We start from the raw sequence: 15,594 nt of genomic DNA on the forward strand, positions 1-15,594 counted from the left end.
CGGCATGGGGACCGTGCGCGCATCGTGCTAACCCCTTTGGGGAAGGCGACGAACAGCAGCGCGGCCAGGACTGCCAGCATCCCGAAGTCATTCATGATGTAGTGAACATCAAGCCAAATGGATGGCGACATGCACAGGTCTCCAACCGCTTCCCAGGAATTGCGCGAACCGACGTGATTCCGGATGGTCTCCAGGCGACACTCAGCCCGACATCCGTCCTACGCATTGTAAACCAGGTTGGGGCATCCGTTCAATTGAAGCTGGACCAAAGCCCCGAGACTTTCCTCGCTCGTGGTCGTCCTTCGGTTTGGCATCGTCGCGCTGGACCGAGACGTGGCGGGGGGCGTCAATCGCCACGCGGACGCGGGAACCGTCCAGTCGTGCGATGGTGATGCGGATGTCGTCGCCAATCAGAATGCTCTCTCCAGCCTTGCGCGTCAGTACCAGCATGATGAGGTCCTTCTCAACTGGGGTGATTGCCAAACGTGATCGCATGTATAGCACGGGGGAGAGAGCGGATCAATACAAATGTTCACATAAACGGGTGTTCAGTTTGCTGGAGGGAGTCTAGGACCAGATCGCGTTGATAAGGCAAATGAGGAGAAGGGTTTCCGTCGTGATGACAGTGAAGCCGAGGACGTCACCTGTCTGGCCACCCAAGTAGCGATCCGACCAGGATCGAACCGCAATGACCACGGCCACCGGGGCCAGAAGCAAGCTCAGCGATGACCAGGAGAAGCCGCTGGCGAAGAGGGCGAGCAGCCAAAGAAGGCTGGCGATGAGTAGCGACTTGGGCTTGGCCTCTTGGATGACCGAATCGGCCGTGCCGCCGGGTCGGGCCGGGTTGCCGAGGACGCATTGAAGGGTCAGGGCCCAACGGGCTCCGGTCGGGACGAGCAGCAGGGGCCACCATTTGCCCGCCACCAGAAGCGCCGACAAGCACTCCCATTGGCAGAGCAGCACGAGCACCATGCCCAGGACCGCGAAGGCTCCCATGCTGGGGTCCTTCATGACTTCGAGCATTCGTTCGCGGCCGGCGTAGCGCACCCCGACACTGTCGAGGACATCGCCGAAACCGTCCCAATGCAGACCGCCGCTGAGGATCGCCCAACTCGCGAGAACTAGAAGAGCGATCACGCGATTGGGCATCCCGACCCATGTCGAGACGACGAGAAGAACCAGTCCGACGATGCCCAGCATCATCCCAACCAGTGGGAACCACGCGGTCGATTCGCCGAGATGACGGGGCGTCGGGCGATGACCGACCGGAAAGCGGAAGGTGCTCAGGAGAGTGACGGCGGTGCCGAGCGCGGTCAGTAGTCTCATGGGAGCGATCCCTTAACCGCGATGGGAATCCCGCTGACGAGAAGCAGGACGGTGTCGGAGACTTGGGCGACGCGTTGGTTGACCTTGCCGAGCAGGTCGCGATAGGAGCGAGCTAGGGCATTGTCGGGAACGATGCCCATTCCCACTTCGTTGGTAACGCAGATGATTCGCGGGTTGGGCTCAGCGAGGAGGGCATCCAGTTGCTCGAGTTCCTCGTCGAAGTCGGGCTGGCCGAGCGGGGAATGTCCATCGCTCATCGCGAGGAGCCAGTTCGACACCCACAGGGTCAGGCAATCGATCAGCACGACGTCGGTATCACGAGCTTCGGTTCGCAGCCGTTGACAGAAACGGAGCGGTTCCTCGATCAGGGACCATTCGGGGCCACGCTCGCGCCGATGGTTTTCGATGCGGGAGCGCATGTCGTCGTCGCGAGCCTCGGCGGTGGCGACGAAACACTTGCGGTCGTGCGATTGGCACAATTCCAGCGCGATTCGGCTCTTGCCGCTGCGCGCTCCGCCTGTCAGAAGGCAATGTCCGGGGGATCGGTCCATGCGACGATTTTGCAAAGAAGATCGGCAAAACCCAAGCCGAACTCGCCGAGCCGTCGAAACTTGGCAGGTTTGTCACCAGGATCCCGTCACGCGGACGGGGCCGAAGGGCCTCCGGCATCTACAATGGCCTCATCATGGAAGAAACCGACACGCGAATTGACTGGACGGCGAAGGCTCGAGAACACATCGAGCAACTGACGATGCCTCGTTGGGCACTCGGACGACTCTGCGATCTCATGGTCGAGATCGTGCGGATTCAGGAGACCGACTCGCCCGCTCTTCGGCCCGCGGCGGTTGTCGTTTTGGCGGGAGATCACGGGATCGCGTCGGAGGGAGTCAGCGCCTACCCTTCGGAAATCACCGGCTTGATGGTCGCGAACTTCCTGAGGGGAGGGGCGGCGATCAGCCTCCTCGCCAAGCAGCATCGGCTGCCCCTGCGCGTCGTCGACATGGGGACGGCGACCGCCGAGGTCGTTCCGGGGGCGCTTTCGGTTCGGCTCGCCAAGGGGACAAAGTCGTTTCTCGATCGCCAGGCGATGTCGCTGGAGACCGCGACCGAGGCGGTGGCGATCGGCCGTCAACTGCTCGATCGTCTCGCGATCGATCCCGGGACGTCGACGCTCCTGCTCGGAGAGATGGGGATTGGAAACACGACGTCGTCGGCGGCGCTGGCGGCGCTCCTTCTCGATCGCGATCCGGCCGACTTGGTGGGTCGGGGGACCCTCATCGATGAGGCGACGTTGGCCAAGAAGATCGACGTCGTTCGCCGGGCGGTGACGCTTCATGCCCAGGCCCGTGAACCGCTCGAGGTCTTGGCGGCGGTCGGTGGGTTTGAACTCGCGGGGATGGTCGGGATGATGCTGGAAGCGGCCGAACGAGGCCGGTTGCTACTCCTGGATGGATTCCCCGCAAGTGTCGCGGCGCTGGTCGCGAGCCGGATTGATCCAGGGGTGCGTGACGTTTGCATTGCTAGCCACCGCTCGGCGGAACCGGGGCACGACGTGGTGCTCGAGGCGTTGGGACTGGTTCCGGTGGTCGAGATGCGGATGCGGTTGGGGGAGGCGAGTGGCGCCGCGCTGGCATGGCCGCTGCTAGAGTCGGCGGTGATGCTTTATCGGGAGATGGCGACGTTCGACGATCTGGCGCAGTAACCCATCGGGGCCACGAAGGAACGTGGCCATTGGGACCATGAAGAGTCGTGGCCCAGGGCGCGTTGGTCGGATCCCTCGTGGGTCGAGGGTCGTCGGAGGGGGAGAACTACGGGGTGACGATCTTGCTGATCTGGACTTCCGTCATCGGTTGACGGTGCCCCTTGTGTCGCCGGAAGTTCTTGCGACGCTTGTAGGTGCGGACCTGAATCTTCTTGAGACGCTGGTGATCGACGATATCGGCGACGACCTTGGCGCCCTCGATCGTCGGTTTGCCGACGACGGTGCCATCGTCCTGCCCGCCCAGAAGGAGGACACGATCGAACTCGACGGACTCACCAGGAGAGTCCTGCTGCAGGTCAACAAGGAGACGTTGACCTTCTTCGACGATGTACTGTCGAGAGTTGATGTCGACGACGGCGTACATAAGGGTTGATCCAGTCAAAAAACCGACGTTTCTGCCAAACCGCTTATGTTATGGATCGGTGCTGGCATCGTCCATCCCGCGTTGGCGAGGTTCGACAATTGTCTCGGAGGGCGTCGAACGTACGAATCTTCTGCATTATCAACAAGTTGCGCACATTCTCGCGCGGCTGGGGCGAGACGTCGGGTTGTGGTCCCGACCTGGGTATCCTATCCTGAGGGGCTGAGTCGCTTCGGCGCAAGTTCCGGAAAGGCGGATGCTTTCACGAACCTCCAAAGCGATGAATGCTCCTCGCCATGGAAGCCCACAGGGATGACCTATCCGGACACCAAGTCCCTCGACGCCACACTCGGGTACCTCAACTTTTCCGACGGTACGCCTAGCGCCCGCTTCCAGACCGGGGTAAACGACTTTTATCGCTACGCGTGCGAACAGGGTGTTTCGGATCCCTGGGACCGCTGGCAACAGACTTTGCTGGACCATGCGGCCTCGGTCGAGGGGACGTCGGCGGCCTTCCAGGACTTGAGCCAGGCTCGCGCCTTGTTGCCCCTTGTGCTCGATCACGTCGTGCCCGCGTATCGCCATCATCACCGCGACCTGCTCTTTCATCTCTCCGATGCCGAGTTGGTGCAGCCCTTCTTTCTCGCCCGCGTCGTCGAAGCGACCCTTTCCCAAAAAGGACCGTGGGACGAGACCGAACGCGTCGTCGCCGGGACGCTTGGGCAACTCAACGACTATGTCGGTCATCGTCCCCTCGCCCATTTGGAAGGTGGACGATCGCACGAGCCCTACGCTCACGAACGGGTACGGCCAATTCCGATCTTCATTCGCGAGGCGGGCATCAGCGTCGGCCATCACGAGGAATTGATTGGGCTGACGCTGAAGATTCTCTCCGAGACCGACGAGGCGATTCTTCGTGAGGCGTCGTTCGATCTCGAGTTGCTCGATGAACTCGCGGTCGACCCGCGCTCCTATGACTACGGTCATCCCGTGACCCAGCGGCCCGGCTACCAGTTTGGAGAATGGGATCCGCATTTCATCGATATCTCGGGCCGTTTTCGTCGCTTCGTCCTGAGGCCGGTTATCTTGGAGGCGCTTCGTCTCTGGATCGGGTCGGTGCCCGCGAAGGACCAAAAGGATCGACTCTACTCGGCGGCCGCGGCGCTGGCGGGTACGATCCTGCTCGCTTCCGGCATCAGTGGAAGCGGCCCCGACACGCATAGCGGCGAGGTCACCCTCGCGACCCTCGTGCCTCAGGTCGCGCGCTGCCGCGATCACTTCTACGGGAAACTCCTCGAGTCGCTGCGTGGGCCCCACGGGCAGCGCGTCCGGGAGACGGCGGTGCGAACCCGCCAACCCTTCGGCGATGTGCGGCAGTACCTCAATCATCACTTGGCCGGGCATCGGGCGATGCAGCTCGAGGACGACCACTTGGCGCAGCTCTATGCCCGGATGGGGTACGCGGACGCCAGTCGTGAGCAGGCGTCGCGAATCCCGACCGCGTCGATTCGGATGTGCTGCGAGATTCAGAACTTGATGACGACGGGGCATCGGCAGTCCGAGCATGGCGCGCTGACCGAGGGCGAGGCGACGATCCGGGAGATCGAGGAACTGCTCCATCGGGCGATTGACTGTGGTGCGATGGTCGATCCTTGGAACATCCTGGCCTTTCAGGGCAACTACAGCCTCTTTCCGGCCCCGGAGAACAGCATCGTCGACCCGCGGGTCGAACGTTTGCTCGAAATCGTGCATCAGGTCTTCGAACTCTACGGCCATCTACTCCGCGAGGCGGCCGCCCGAGGGGAGAGCGCTTTGCGCGATCGGCTTATTGCTGGCTTGGAGGCGTTCGCTTCGTGGTGGGACAAGTACGCAACCATCGAAGTCAGCGATATTCGCCGGGTCAGCGGCGAGGAACAGCGGCAATCGGCGTTGCTCGTGGCGAACTTGCTGACCGATTGGCGCAGCGCCGACACCCCCGAGAGCAAGCTTTCGTTCTGGCGGCGCCACGTGGAAGGTTCACCCAGCCCGCAAGCCTGCCATGCGCTGATCGACGCGCTGCTGCGGATGAAGGATCCGATCGCGTCGATGGCGCTTCTCATGTACTGGCTCAGCAACAAGGAACAGATTCCGCTCAAGGACAATCAGGCCTCCTTCCATCAGTTGGCCCTTCGTTGGGTCTCGTTGGCGACGACCGGCGATCGCACCGAGGAGGAGAAACGGCGGCTCATCATCAAGTTTGTCGACTATCTCGAGGCCAACGCGGAGGACTACTGGGAAGTCCCGACTCCCGAGACCTACGGATTGGGGCCGACTCCGACCGAGGCACCGGCCACGGAAACGACTGCCGACGAGGAAGACGACCTCTTCGCCGCGGCCTATGAAGGCGTGACCTACCAAGACAGCGCCGAGGATGGACAGGAGGGAGACATCCTCGATGGGGACTCGTCGTCCGACGAGGAGTTGGTCCAAGCCGCTCGGCAGATCGGTCAGCATCTACGCTTCCTCCGCACCTTGGCGGAGATTTGGCAACGGCTAGCCGATCGTGCCTCCGAGGAACAAGACGACGCTTGGAACAGCGCGGTGGCATCCTGGATCAATCGAAGCAAGACGAACCGCGATGGGCTCGAAGGTCTGATGCGGGGGCTCAAGGCGTTGCCGATCGCCGCCCCGTCGGGGTCGCAGGACTCGATGGTCGAGTTCGATCGTCGTCGTTCGATTCGCGACGAGCTACTCAATCGGACCGTCACCACCTCGATCGAGACCGCCCACGCGGTGCGGACGCTCTATGGGATCGCGTCGGAGGCGCCCGAACGAGATCGAATTTGGAAATGGGACGATGCCAACGTGCCTTTGGAGCGAGCCCTGCTCGCCGGGGATGCCGGGGAGGTCCGACGCCTCTTGCCCCTGCTCGCGGAACACCTGAAGTCGGTCCCTTTGCTCTACGTGCCGCTGGAGCAGGGGGGCGATCCGGTGAAGCTCTTCCGCACCCGCTACACGCGTGATTTTCTGCGCCGACTCGCCGGCCGCATGTCCCGTTTGGGGCTCTACCGCGAGACCTTCGACCTGATGGTCGCGGCGCTGACCACCGAGCAAACCCAAGCGGCCGAACCTCACCAAATCACGGAGTTCAACCTCCTCTTCGAGGATGGCCTTCGTGGGGTGATCGAGCATCTGGTCGACTCGATGGCGCAGTGGACGCCGAAGGTGGCCGACGACCAGGAGACGGTCGACACCGTCGTCGAAATGGTTCATCGCTTCTCGAGGATCTGGAACGACCACATCGCCGGGCTTCGGCTCTCGGAGCTCGAGCGGCGCGTCAGCCCCCAAGGGTGGAGCGCCACGGTCTCCTTCATTCGCCGCTACGGCCGCGAACTATTCACGCAGGAGTTCATGAGCTTCGCCAATTTGCGTGGCATCTTACGGCATGGCGTCGGTGCTTTCATCGAGGCGATCGCCAAGGACGACGGCGAGTTCGGGCCGAGTCAGCTTCGCGAGGATCTCGACGATCGGCTTCCACGCAAACAGGCCGAGGTCCATCTCGATCTCGTGCTGCGGGCGGTACTCGAGAACTACGACATCTACAAAGAGTACAACTCGATCACGACGCAGTCGGACTACGGCGAGAACGTTCACATGCTCCTCGACATGCTCCGGGTGCATGCGGACTACGAACGGCAGCGCTGGCGGTTGCAACCGGCGACGTTGGCTCATGGCATCCTCGCCCAGAAACAGTGTTCCGGGGCCGCCGCTCTTTTCGAGAACAACATCGCCGATCGGATGTCGAGCATCGCCAATCAATTCATCGACCGCTTGGCGGAACTGGAACGGCGCTTCTCGATGCGGATTCCCGCGATTGCCGACCGCGTGGGCGAACGTTTCGTTCAGCCGCTGAAGCTCGATCGCATCTTGGGGCTGGTTCACCCACTGGCGGAGTCGCGAAGTAGTGGCTCCCCGGAGGAAAGTGCCGAGCTACTTGCCGAGTTCCGGTCCCTGGTCGAGCACTATCGCGAGGGGAAGACGAGCGCTGGTCTCGACGTCCCGCCATGGATTCTTCGGCTCGAGGACGAAGTCGATCGCGTTCAGTGGGCCAGCGAGGAAGAGCACCAGGAGCACGCGGTCCCCTTCCAGCCGGTAACACGCGAGGAATTCGCCGAACAACTGAAGAGTTGGTCGAAGTCGGCGTCGTAGTTCCGCTGTCCTTGCTTGTACCACCGATGACGGGCGGCAACGCCGATTCCGTTTGAGTAGGACGCCGTCACCGTTCGAGTGACACGATGTCGGTCTTCACGCACCAGCACCGGCTGGCACGCAGTCATCGTCATTCCCGTCGTGAACAGAATCGGCCCACTAAAAGGAACTGGTGACGCGGACTTGCGGGGAATAGACCGTCCCGCCGACGTTGAGCCGAACGAGGTTGTCGACCCGCTGTTGCAGGATCGGAATCGGGAAAATCGGTCCGGCATTCGCCTTCAGGGCGAGCCCGCCTCCGGGCAGCGTGACCAAGCCGCTAAAGAAGAGTCGGACGGTGCGCGTCGTGACGCTACCCGATCGGACCGCGAGGATCCCACCTTTCAAGTTGGCTTGGAGAGCGCCGTCGCCAAGCGTCGAGCCCGAGATGCGCGCGAATTCGAGAAAGGGCGTGATGCTGTCGAGGATCGGCAAGTCGAAGGCGTCCGCTTTCGCGATCCGAGCGCCGAGGGTTCCCTCAATGTCGCGGATCGTGCGCACGTTGGATCCCTTGAAGTTGAAGGTGCCGCTGGCGATGCCATGGTCGAGCTGAGTGATCCCCATGGCGTGACGAAAGATGGTCGGAAGGTCGAGGTTGTCGAACGTTCCGGAGCCGGACATGCCGAGCCCTTGGCCGAGCATCAACTGTCCCTTCAAGTGGACGCGTCCTCCGGCGAAGCGTGCCAGGCTCTCCGGAATGTCGACGCGTCCGGTCGACTGCAAGAATGAGAAGCCACCGGCGAAGGGGACGTCCCAACGGGTCAAGTCAATGCCGAGGATATGCCCTTGGGTGAACTGCGAGCGACCGGTGAAGAGCAGGGCGTTGTGAAAGCGAGCGTCGACGCGCAAGTTGGCCATCGCGTCGACGTAGACTCCCAGCGGTTCCCACCAGCCGCTAAGCAGCGGACTCATGCGAACGTCCTGGGCGGCCAGGGAGGCCTCGCTACGGTTCCATTGCACGAGGTCCAGCTTCGCGTTCACGCGCGCCAGGCCTCCCGAGACGATGCCGGTCATGTCTTGGACCGACAGGATCGAGTTGGTGAGCGAGACCATGCCCTCGAGACGGTTGCTGACGGGAATGTTGCCCCAGGCGAGACCCGAGAGGTTGGCTCGTCCGCGACCGGTCGTCGTGAACGCCGCGTCTTGGGTGTAGTCAAAGTCAAGCCCGGCGGTTCCACGCATTGCCTGGAGCCAAAGCAGGTTGGGGCCGGTTTGGGCGACTTGAGACAAGTTCAGTCCCTTCAGGCGGATCTTGCCGCCTCCCTTCCATGCATCACCGGCTCCGACCCATGGGGCCTTGCCGTCAACGCGGAGACTTCCTCCCAGCACCGACCCGAGGATGTTGTACTCGACCTGCTTCTCGACCGAGTGGGCGGTGATCTCCATGTTTTGCAGGATCGCGAAAGGGATGACGAAACGCGTGATATTTAAGCTGGCGTCGAAATTCCACGTTCCCTCGGGCCCCTTCTTCGTGGGGCGCGGGTAGGTGATCCACGAACGTCCGCTCAGTTGTCCACCGGCGATTGAGCCTTTGAAGGAATCGAGCTCGACGCGACCTGGCGCCAAGGAGACGTCACCCGAAACGAGTCCGACCAAGGGGATGCCGAGCCAGGCGAAGTTCTCCAGCGCGAACGTGCCGTCGCCCACGGGAGACCAATCGGCCGCGGGGACCCGATAGGAGGCGTCGACATCGACGCTTCCGCGGACCGGACGGAGCAATGATCTCCCCTCGATCGCGAAGAGACCGGCGATCTGCGAGGCGGTTTGGAAGATGGGCTGGAGTTGGACTCCCTTGATCGTCGCCTTGCCCTGGACGAGGTCCTCCACCTCCGCGCCCAGGTTGACCTGTCCCGAGACATCGACCGTGCCTCGGGAGAAGCCCGCCTTGAGGTCGTACTTCGCATCCTTGTCGTCGAGCGTCGCGGCGATGTGGCCCTCCGTGACGGGTACCGAACCGAGTTCAAAGTCGGGCACGGAAATATCGAGGTTTCCCGAGAAGGGACGTTCGCCGGCTCGGTCGGCGGGACCGATGTCGGCGTTGAGCTTGCCCTGAATGTGGCCGGAGAGATCGACGAAGAAGCCGTCGCCCACTTTCTCCGACCAACCAAAGTCGTCGAAGGTCAGGGCGATGTTCCCTTTCCCATTCGGCTTCAGGGGCCAGGCTCCCGATCCGGTGACGTTGCCGGGAGAGGAGTCGAGGTAGAAGTCGGTGACGGTGACGGTGTCGTTGGCCGTGCTGACGTCGAACCGAAGCTGGGAGAACTGGACGGGGCCGACGCGAATCTCTTTGCCGGTCACTTTACCGGAGACACCGTCTTGAATCTCACTGAGGTCGGCGACGAGCAGCGAGAACTGGGCTGCGATGGTGATCGGTTCGCCGCCATCCCCGGCGACCGCTTTGGCCAATTCCGGTGGCAGCGTTGGGATCGGCATTTCGGTCAATTGGATTGATGCCGTCAGTTGTTCGAGCGGGACGAGCCCGACCTTGGCGGTTCCGGTTGCTTTGCCGACGGGTGCGTTGGCCGCGGTGTTGGTTGGATCGCGGACATCGGTGCGCAGCTCATCGAGTGTCAGGATGCCGTCGCGGAAGGCGGCGCGGACCTTCAAGTCGACCAGTTCGATCCCTTCGATGGTGAGCTTGGTCGAGGACGCGGTCCCGTTGAATCGGTAGGCCTTGGCGTCACGAAGGGCTCCCCAGGGAACGCCAACTTGGACGTCGTAGGAGAGGGTCCCCTCGATCGCGAAGGGGATCTTCACGCCGATGTAGCCAAGGCGCGTCGCGAGCAGACCGAGGTCGACGTCCTTTTGGGAGAAGGACCAGTTTTGGTAGCTGATCGACGCCGCTTCCGCACGGGCGGAGACGAGAGGGCTGGCGAGAACGAGCAGGGAAAGGATCGCAACACAACGTCGCACGGCGGCAACCTCCTTTATGGCGCCGCCCTGAGCGAGAGGCGACTTGCGGAACGCCATCGGTTCCGCGTCGCCTTGATTTTAGGGGCTTTGGGAGAACTATTCCAAGTTTCCCCGAAGCCCAGGAGGGTAAGTGTCCGTTCGTCGCGGAATCTACCCTTACTTTGTCGCCGGTTCGGTGGCCGCGGCCGCACGGGTGACCGGCTCGAGATCGTCGTCAAACGACGGAATGTTCATCCGGAAAACGACCGGATGATGGTCCGAGAAGTACTTGCGAAACTCGTTGTGGTTGTAGGGATCGCCCGGGAAGGGCGTCGACTTCTTCCAGTGCGGCCGAACCTCCTTGACCAAGTCGATGACCTGCATGTCGAACTTGGTGTCGACTTCGACCGAGTAGGCCGAGTTGATCATGACGTGATCGTAGGGACGCGGGTTGTTCTGGTTGGTGTTCGTCGGCCGGCACTCGTCGTTGAGCGAGACGAAACCGTAGGGCGTCGCCGAGGCGAGTTCCTTGGCGTTCTCAATGTTCATGTCGCCGAGAATGATGAAGTCCCGCTCGACGGCGTCGTTGGCGTCGATCCATTGAGCGATCGCCGTCAGTTCCTGCTTGCGACGAGCCCGCGCTTTGGGCCCGTTGTTGGGCTGAAGGTGGACGGAGATCAGCACGAAGTCGCTGTTGCCGTCGATGGTCCGAAACCCGAACGCGTAGGGGACCCGCTCATAGTCGGTGTGGTCGGTGCGGTCGTTGGCCAGGAAACCGTTGGGTAGGTCGGCGGCCGGCTTGACCTTCGTGGGCTTGTAGAACGCGACCCACCATTCGGTGGTGGAGCCGTTCTGGTGATTCTTCGCGCCGGTGCCGGTGTCCTCGCTGGAGAGGACGTACTCGAAGCCCGCGCCGCGCATCGCGTTGAAGAAGTGGCCGGCTTCCTTGTCGGGACGGTATGCCGAGCCATCGGGGAACGTTCCCGAATAGGGGGGGGCGACCAACTCCTGCACCACGACGACGTCGTAGTCATCGACGACATCGACCAGGGCGGCGTCATCGCGCGAGCGGGAGCTTCCCAGGAATTGGATGTTGAACGAGCAGACCGTGATCGAGTCGACGGCGCCTTCGGTGACTGGGGCGGTTGGCTGGCTTTGGAGAGCCGAGATCGATTTGGGAAGTAAGCCAGGAGGGGCCGTGCCGGCTTCGCAGCCAAGAAGGACGACCAGTCCCAGAATCCAGAAGTGCCATCGTTTTGTCACGGAAACCTCCCTGTTTCCTCAAACCGTTGTTCGAACCGATCGACGTCGTCGCTTCTCGACGAGGCGGCGTTCATAACAGGGCCGGGGGCAAACGGGAAGGGGAGTTCGCGGGCGCGAACGAGAGGGTTCGAGGCGGAATCGAGGAATCTCGAGAGAAGTCGACTAGGGACTGTTGGCGGGGGAAATTGCCCGCTACAATGCCGCTACTCACCGTTGATGGCTTCGTTTAAAGACCTGCCGAAAAGGGACCGCTGGATGATGTCGCTACGTCGAATGTTGTTGGTCGCGGCCGTGCTGCCGTTGTGGCTCTCGTCGGCCCGCGCCGATGTGAAGATGCCGTCGATCTTCTCCGATCACATGGTGCTGCAACGAAATCAGCCGAACCCCGTGTGGGGCAAGGCCGATCCGGGCGAGGAGGTCACCGTCACAATCGGGGACCAGACGAAGAAGGCGACCGCCGGGGACGATGGTCGTTGGAAGGCGACGCTCGATCCGCTTCCCGCTGGCGGGCCGCACAAGCTTTCGGTCAAGGGCAAGAACGCCGTCAACATCGACGATGTGCTGGTCGGCGAAGTGTGGGTCTGCTCGGGCCAGTCGAACATGCGTTGGACCGTTTCCAACTCCAACGACGCCGACCTTGAGATCATGACGTCGGACTATCCCGAGATTCGCTTGCTCAACGTTCCCAACGTCTCCACCGCGGAACCGCAGGACGACTTCAAGGGAGCGTGGCAGGTGTGCGGTCCCGACACCGTTGGTCCCTTCTCGGGCGTCGGTTACTTCTTCGGTCGCCGTCTGCACCAGGCATTGGGGGTTCCCGTCGGCCTGATCAACAACGCTTGGGGTGGTTCGGCCGCCGAAGCTTGGGTGCGCCACGACCTGCTCGAGAAGGATGATCAGTACGCGCCGATGCTTCAGCGTTGGAGCAAGGCGGATGAATGGGACAAAAAGGCCGCCGAGGCGAAGTATCAGAAGCAACTCGCCAACTGGCGCGAGTCGGCCAAGAAGGCCAAGGCGGCGGGTAAGAAGCCGTCCGCTCCCCCCCGTCGTCCCCGTAGCCCCTACGCTCCCAACCATCATCCGGGCCGACTCTACAACGGCGTACTTCATCCCACGATCGGTTACGGCATCAAGGGGGCGATCTGGTACCAGGGCGAAAGCAACGCCAGTCGCGCCTACCAGTATCGCGACCTATTCCCACTGATGATTCAGAACTGGCGCGACGACTGGGGCCAGGGCGAGTTTCCCTTCTACTGGGTTCAGTTGGCCGACTTCCGCGGCGAGAAGGCCGAGCCCGACGAGAGCGATTGGGCCGAACTGCGTGAAGCCCAGACGATGACCGCCGAGAAGCTTCCCAATACCGGGCAAGCCGTCATTGTCGATCTTGGCGAAGGCAAGGATATTCACCCACGCGACAAGCAAGGCGTCGGCAACCGTTTGGCCCGTTTGGCCTTGGCCCGCGACTACGGCAAGAAGGTCGCCCACCAGAGCCCGACCTACAAGTCGATGGAGAAGAAGGGCAACGGCCACGTCGTCGTCACGCTCGAGCACACCGGGGGCGGTCTCAAGCCGTTCGATGTGCGTGAGGTGCTTGGGTTCACCATCGCCGGCAGCGATCGCAAGTTCGTCAACGCCAATGCGAAGGTCGTCGGACCGGACAAGGTCGAGGTGTGGAGCGATCAAGTGAAGGACCCGGTCGCGGTTCGCTACGCGTGGGCCGACAACCCGATCTGCAATCTCTACAGCAATCAGGGATTGCCGGTGACGCCGTTCCGGACCGATGACTGGCCGGGGGTCACGATCGACAAGAAGTAAGAGCCGCCACGAGCGACGCAGAAGTGAAACGGCCCGCCCATGGTCTCTTGGGCGGGCTTTCTTTTTAGGAAGGTTCTCTCGATTCCCCGGTGGTCGTGTTCTTTCGTCCCAGCATTCCGGGTGCCATGCCCACACATCGTCGGGTGGGCATGCGAAGAGGACATGGGGGAGCAGGCCTCTCCGATACGGCTGTCGCGACCTAAACGTCAACCATCGATGCCGAAGCCTTGCAGTGGGATCGTCTCGCCATCCCACTCGTGGCTCGAGGCCGGCTTGGCGGCCGATTGCAGCCGATGCCAACTCGAGAGGGCGTTCATCGCCGAGAGGGGAAGATCGCCATTCTTGTTCGTCTCGGGATCCTCGAGGACCACGAGGCAGCAACTGTCGAGCTCGCTGGGCATCGGGCAAGTCTTGACGACGCGCCAGCCCTTTTCGAGAAGTTCTCGCAACGGGTTAGTCGCCGTCTCGTCCGCCGCGTCGACTTCGTAGCTCCATCCCTGGCCGACGGAGTCGCTCAGAAGATTCCGCACAATGACCGCCTTTTGCACCGTACTTCCTCCATCTGGCGGGAGAACCACTCCAATCCTCAACACTATCGTTATCGGCCAACTTGCCCGCGAAGTTGAGTTTCGTCACGATCCTTCCCATCCCGAAAGTTTCGCTAGATTGGCGGTCCCGACCAGCGAACGCGAATCACCGCTCGCGGCTGGGCCTTGGTCTCCGTAGGAATGGGGGTCCGCGGGCAGAACAAATAATGGGCGAGCCATGGCTTCCGCTCCGATGGGAGACGATGAACGTCTCTCCTTGCTAAAGCTTTCCTTGGTCGAGGGGCTTGGCCCGATCCGCGTGCGCGCCCTGCTCGAACGCTTCGGGTCGGCTCGCGGCGTCCTGACGGCAAGCCGCGACGCGCTGCGATCGGTCCCCGGCATTGGTCCCAAGGTTGCCAAGGCAATCGTGCACCACGACTCCGAGGAGCGAGCCCAATCGCTGCTTGCGCGCATGAGCAAGCTCGGCATTCGGATGCTCATCGAGGGGGACCGCGAGTTTCCCGATCCTTTGGCGCAGCTCCCCGACTGCCCGGGTCTGATGACGATTCGCGGGACGATCGAGCCGGCGGATCGCTTTGCCGTGGCGATCGTCGGTTCGCGTCGGGCGACAGCCTACGGTCGGCGCATGGCCGAAACCTTGGCGCGGGAATTGGCCAGTCGCGGCCTGACGATCGTGAGTGGTCTGGCGCGAGGCATCGACGGGGTCGCCCATCGGGCGGCGCTCGACGTGGGGGGACGGACGATCGCGGTCCTGGCGTCGGGGCTCGCCAACATCTACCCGCCGGAACATGTCGAACTCGCCCAGGCGATCATCGAGCGCGGCGCCCTTCTCAGCGAGGCCCCCATCGACGGGGCGCCGATCGGCCAACTCTTTCCGCAGCGCAACCGTATCATTTCGGGCCTAAGTCTCGCGATCGTGGTGGTCGAGGCCGCCGCTCGGAGTGGGGCGCTGTCAACGGCTCGTCATGCCCTCGATCAGAACCGCGAGGTGTTGGCGGTTCCCGGTCGTGTCGGCGATCCGATGAGCGAGGGGCCGAACCTGCTGCTCAAACAGGGTGCCGGGCTCGTCATGGGCGTTCAGGATGTGCTCGACGCACTCGGGCCGGTGGACCTTGCCAACGAACAGACAACCGCGACATCGGCGGTGGTCGAGGCGCCGCCGGGGCTCAATGGGAACGAGACCAAGCTTTGGGAGTCGCTTGGCCAAGAGGGGATGGAGCTGGAATTGCTGCTGGAACGCACGGAGCTTCGGGCGTCGGAAGCGAGTGTTTCCCTGTTGATGCTGGAGATGCGTGGGCTGGTCCGGCGGTTCGCGGGGAATCGCTACGCGCGGGTAATTGGTTGAGTCTTTGGGGGAGCGGAGCGTTCGATCGTGCGGGTCAAACGCGTTGGACGGGATC

General features: G+C 62.5%; 11 protein-coding genes. 4 read left to right on the forward strand and 7 right to left on the reverse strand.

Annotated elements, in window-relative coordinates:
- Positions 1-201 precede the first annotated feature (201 nt).
- The 3 genes from Pan216_RS03355 to cobU all read right to left on the reverse strand — a co-directional run bounded on the left by Pan216_RS03355 (position 202) and on the right by cobU (position 1,877).
- On the reverse strand, positions 202-450 hold the full coding sequence (locus tag Pan216_RS03355) for a carbon storage regulator (RefSeq protein ID WP_419193210.1): 249 nt from the start codon (positions 448-450) through the stop codon (positions 202-204).
- Positions 451-567: 117 nt separating this feature from the next.
- Positions 568-1,326, reverse strand: coding sequence for an adenosylcobinamide-GDP ribazoletransferase (locus Pan216_RS03360; RefSeq protein WP_145254809.1), 759 nt, complete (start codon positions 1,324-1,326; stop codon positions 568-570).
- Positions 1,323-1,877, reverse strand: a complete 555-nt coding sequence (gene cobU, locus Pan216_RS03365) for a bifunctional adenosylcobinamide kinase/adenosylcobinamide-phosphate guanylyltransferase (RefSeq protein WP_145254812.1) — start codon at positions 1,875-1,877, stop codon at positions 1,323-1,325. The genes Pan216_RS03360 and cobU overlap by 4 nt, the downstream gene beginning before the upstream one ends.
- A gap of 134 nt (positions 1,878-2,011) precedes the next feature.
- On the opposite strand from cobU, the gene cobT reads away from it, so the two are divergent.
- A complete protein-coding gene (gene cobT, locus Pan216_RS03370) occupies positions 2,012-3,028 on the forward strand; it encodes a nicotinate-nucleotide--dimethylbenzimidazole phosphoribosyltransferase (RefSeq protein WP_145254815.1) in 1,017 nt (338 codons plus the stop codon).
- A gap of 106 nt (positions 3,029-3,134) precedes the next feature.
- Here the strand turns inward: cobT and rplU are convergent, their stop codons facing one another.
- Positions 3,135-3,452 (reverse strand): 50S ribosomal protein L21, encoded by a 318-nt coding sequence (gene rplU, locus Pan216_RS03375; protein WP_145254818.1) that lies wholly within the window; start codon positions 3,450-3,452, stop codon positions 3,135-3,137.
- Between the two features lie 309 nt (positions 3,453-3,761).
- On the opposite strand from rplU, the gene Pan216_RS03380 reads away from it, so the two are divergent.
- Entirely contained in the window at positions 3,762-7,637 is a 3,876-nt protein-coding gene (locus tag Pan216_RS03380) for a hypothetical protein (RefSeq protein ID WP_145254821.1), read from the forward strand.
- A 159-nt stretch (positions 7,638-7,796) separates the two neighbouring features.
- On the opposite strand, the gene Pan216_RS03385 is transcribed toward Pan216_RS03380, so the two are convergent.
- Together Pan216_RS03385 and Pan216_RS03390 are read right to left on the reverse strand one after the other, a co-directional pair.
- Positions 7,797-10,589 carry an AsmA family protein gene (locus tag Pan216_RS03385; RefSeq protein WP_145254822.1) on the reverse strand — a complete coding sequence of 931 codons (2,793 nt, stop codon included), beginning with the start codon at positions 10,587-10,589 and terminating at the stop codon, positions 7,797-7,799.
- 156 nt (positions 10,590-10,745) lie between these two features.
- Positions 10,746-11,831: an endonuclease/exonuclease/phosphatase family protein gene (locus Pan216_RS03390; protein ID WP_145254825.1), complete on the reverse strand. Its 1,086-nt coding sequence runs from the start codon at positions 11,829-11,831 to the stop codon at positions 10,746-10,748.
- A 258-nt stretch (positions 11,832-12,089) separates the two neighbouring features.
- Here Pan216_RS03390 and Pan216_RS03395 point away from each other — a divergent pair, with 258 nt between their 5' ends.
- Positions 12,090-13,646 (forward strand): sialate O-acetylesterase, encoded by a 1,557-nt coding sequence (locus Pan216_RS03395; RefSeq protein WP_419193649.1) that lies wholly within the window; start codon positions 12,090-12,092, stop codon positions 13,644-13,646.
- 206 nt (positions 13,647-13,852) lie between these two features.
- Here Pan216_RS03395 and Pan216_RS03400 read toward each other — a convergent pair whose 3' ends face one another.
- The gene (locus Pan216_RS03400) at positions 13,853-14,194 is read right to left on the reverse strand and encodes a hypothetical protein (protein WP_145254828.1); all 342 of its coding nucleotides are present in this window, start codon (positions 14,192-14,194) and stop codon (positions 13,853-13,855) included.
- Positions 14,195-14,411: 217 nt separating this feature from the next.
- Here Pan216_RS03400 and dprA point away from each other — a divergent pair, with 217 nt between their 5' ends.
- Positions 14,412-15,539, forward strand: a complete 1,128-nt coding sequence (gene dprA, locus Pan216_RS03405; RefSeq protein WP_145254831.1) for a DNA-processing protein DprA — start codon at positions 14,412-14,414, stop codon at positions 15,537-15,539.
- Positions 15,540-15,594: the final 55 nt, after the last annotated feature.

The sequence above is a fragment of the Kolteria novifilia genome (assembly GCA_007748055.1).
Lineage (GTDB): Bacteria > Planctomycetota > Planctomycetia > Kolteriales > Kolteriaceae > Kolteria > Kolteria novifilia.

Coding starts and splice junctions, on each gene's coding strand:
- Pan216_RS03355 (WP_419193210.1), bottom strand. CDS start 450: ATGCTGGTACTGACGCGCAAGGCTGGAGAGAGCATTCTGATTGGCGAC.
- rplU (WP_145254818.1), bottom strand. CDS start 3,452: ATGTACGCCGTCGTCGACATCAACTCTCGACAGTACATCGTCGAAGAA.
- cobU (WP_145254812.1), bottom strand. CDS start 1,877: ATGGACCGATCCCCCGGACATTGCCTTCTGACAGGCGGAGCGCGCAGC.
- Pan216_RS03380 (WP_145254821.1), top strand. CDS start 3,762: ATGACCTATCCGGACACCAAGTCCCTCGACGCCACACTCGGGTACCTC.
- Pan216_RS03360 (WP_145254809.1), bottom strand. CDS start 1,326: ATGAGACTACTGACCGCGCTCGGCACCGCCGTCACTCTCCTGAGCACC.
- dprA (WP_145254831.1), top strand. CDS start 14,412: ATGGCTTCCGCTCCGATGGGAGACGATGAACGTCTCTCCTTGCTAAAG.
- cobT (WP_145254815.1), top strand. CDS start 2,012: ATGGAAGAAACCGACACGCGAATTGACTGGACGGCGAAGGCTCGAGAA.
- Pan216_RS03395 (WP_419193649.1), top strand. CDS start 12,090: ATGTCGCTACGTCGAATGTTGTTGGTCGCGGCCGTGCTGCCGTTGTGG.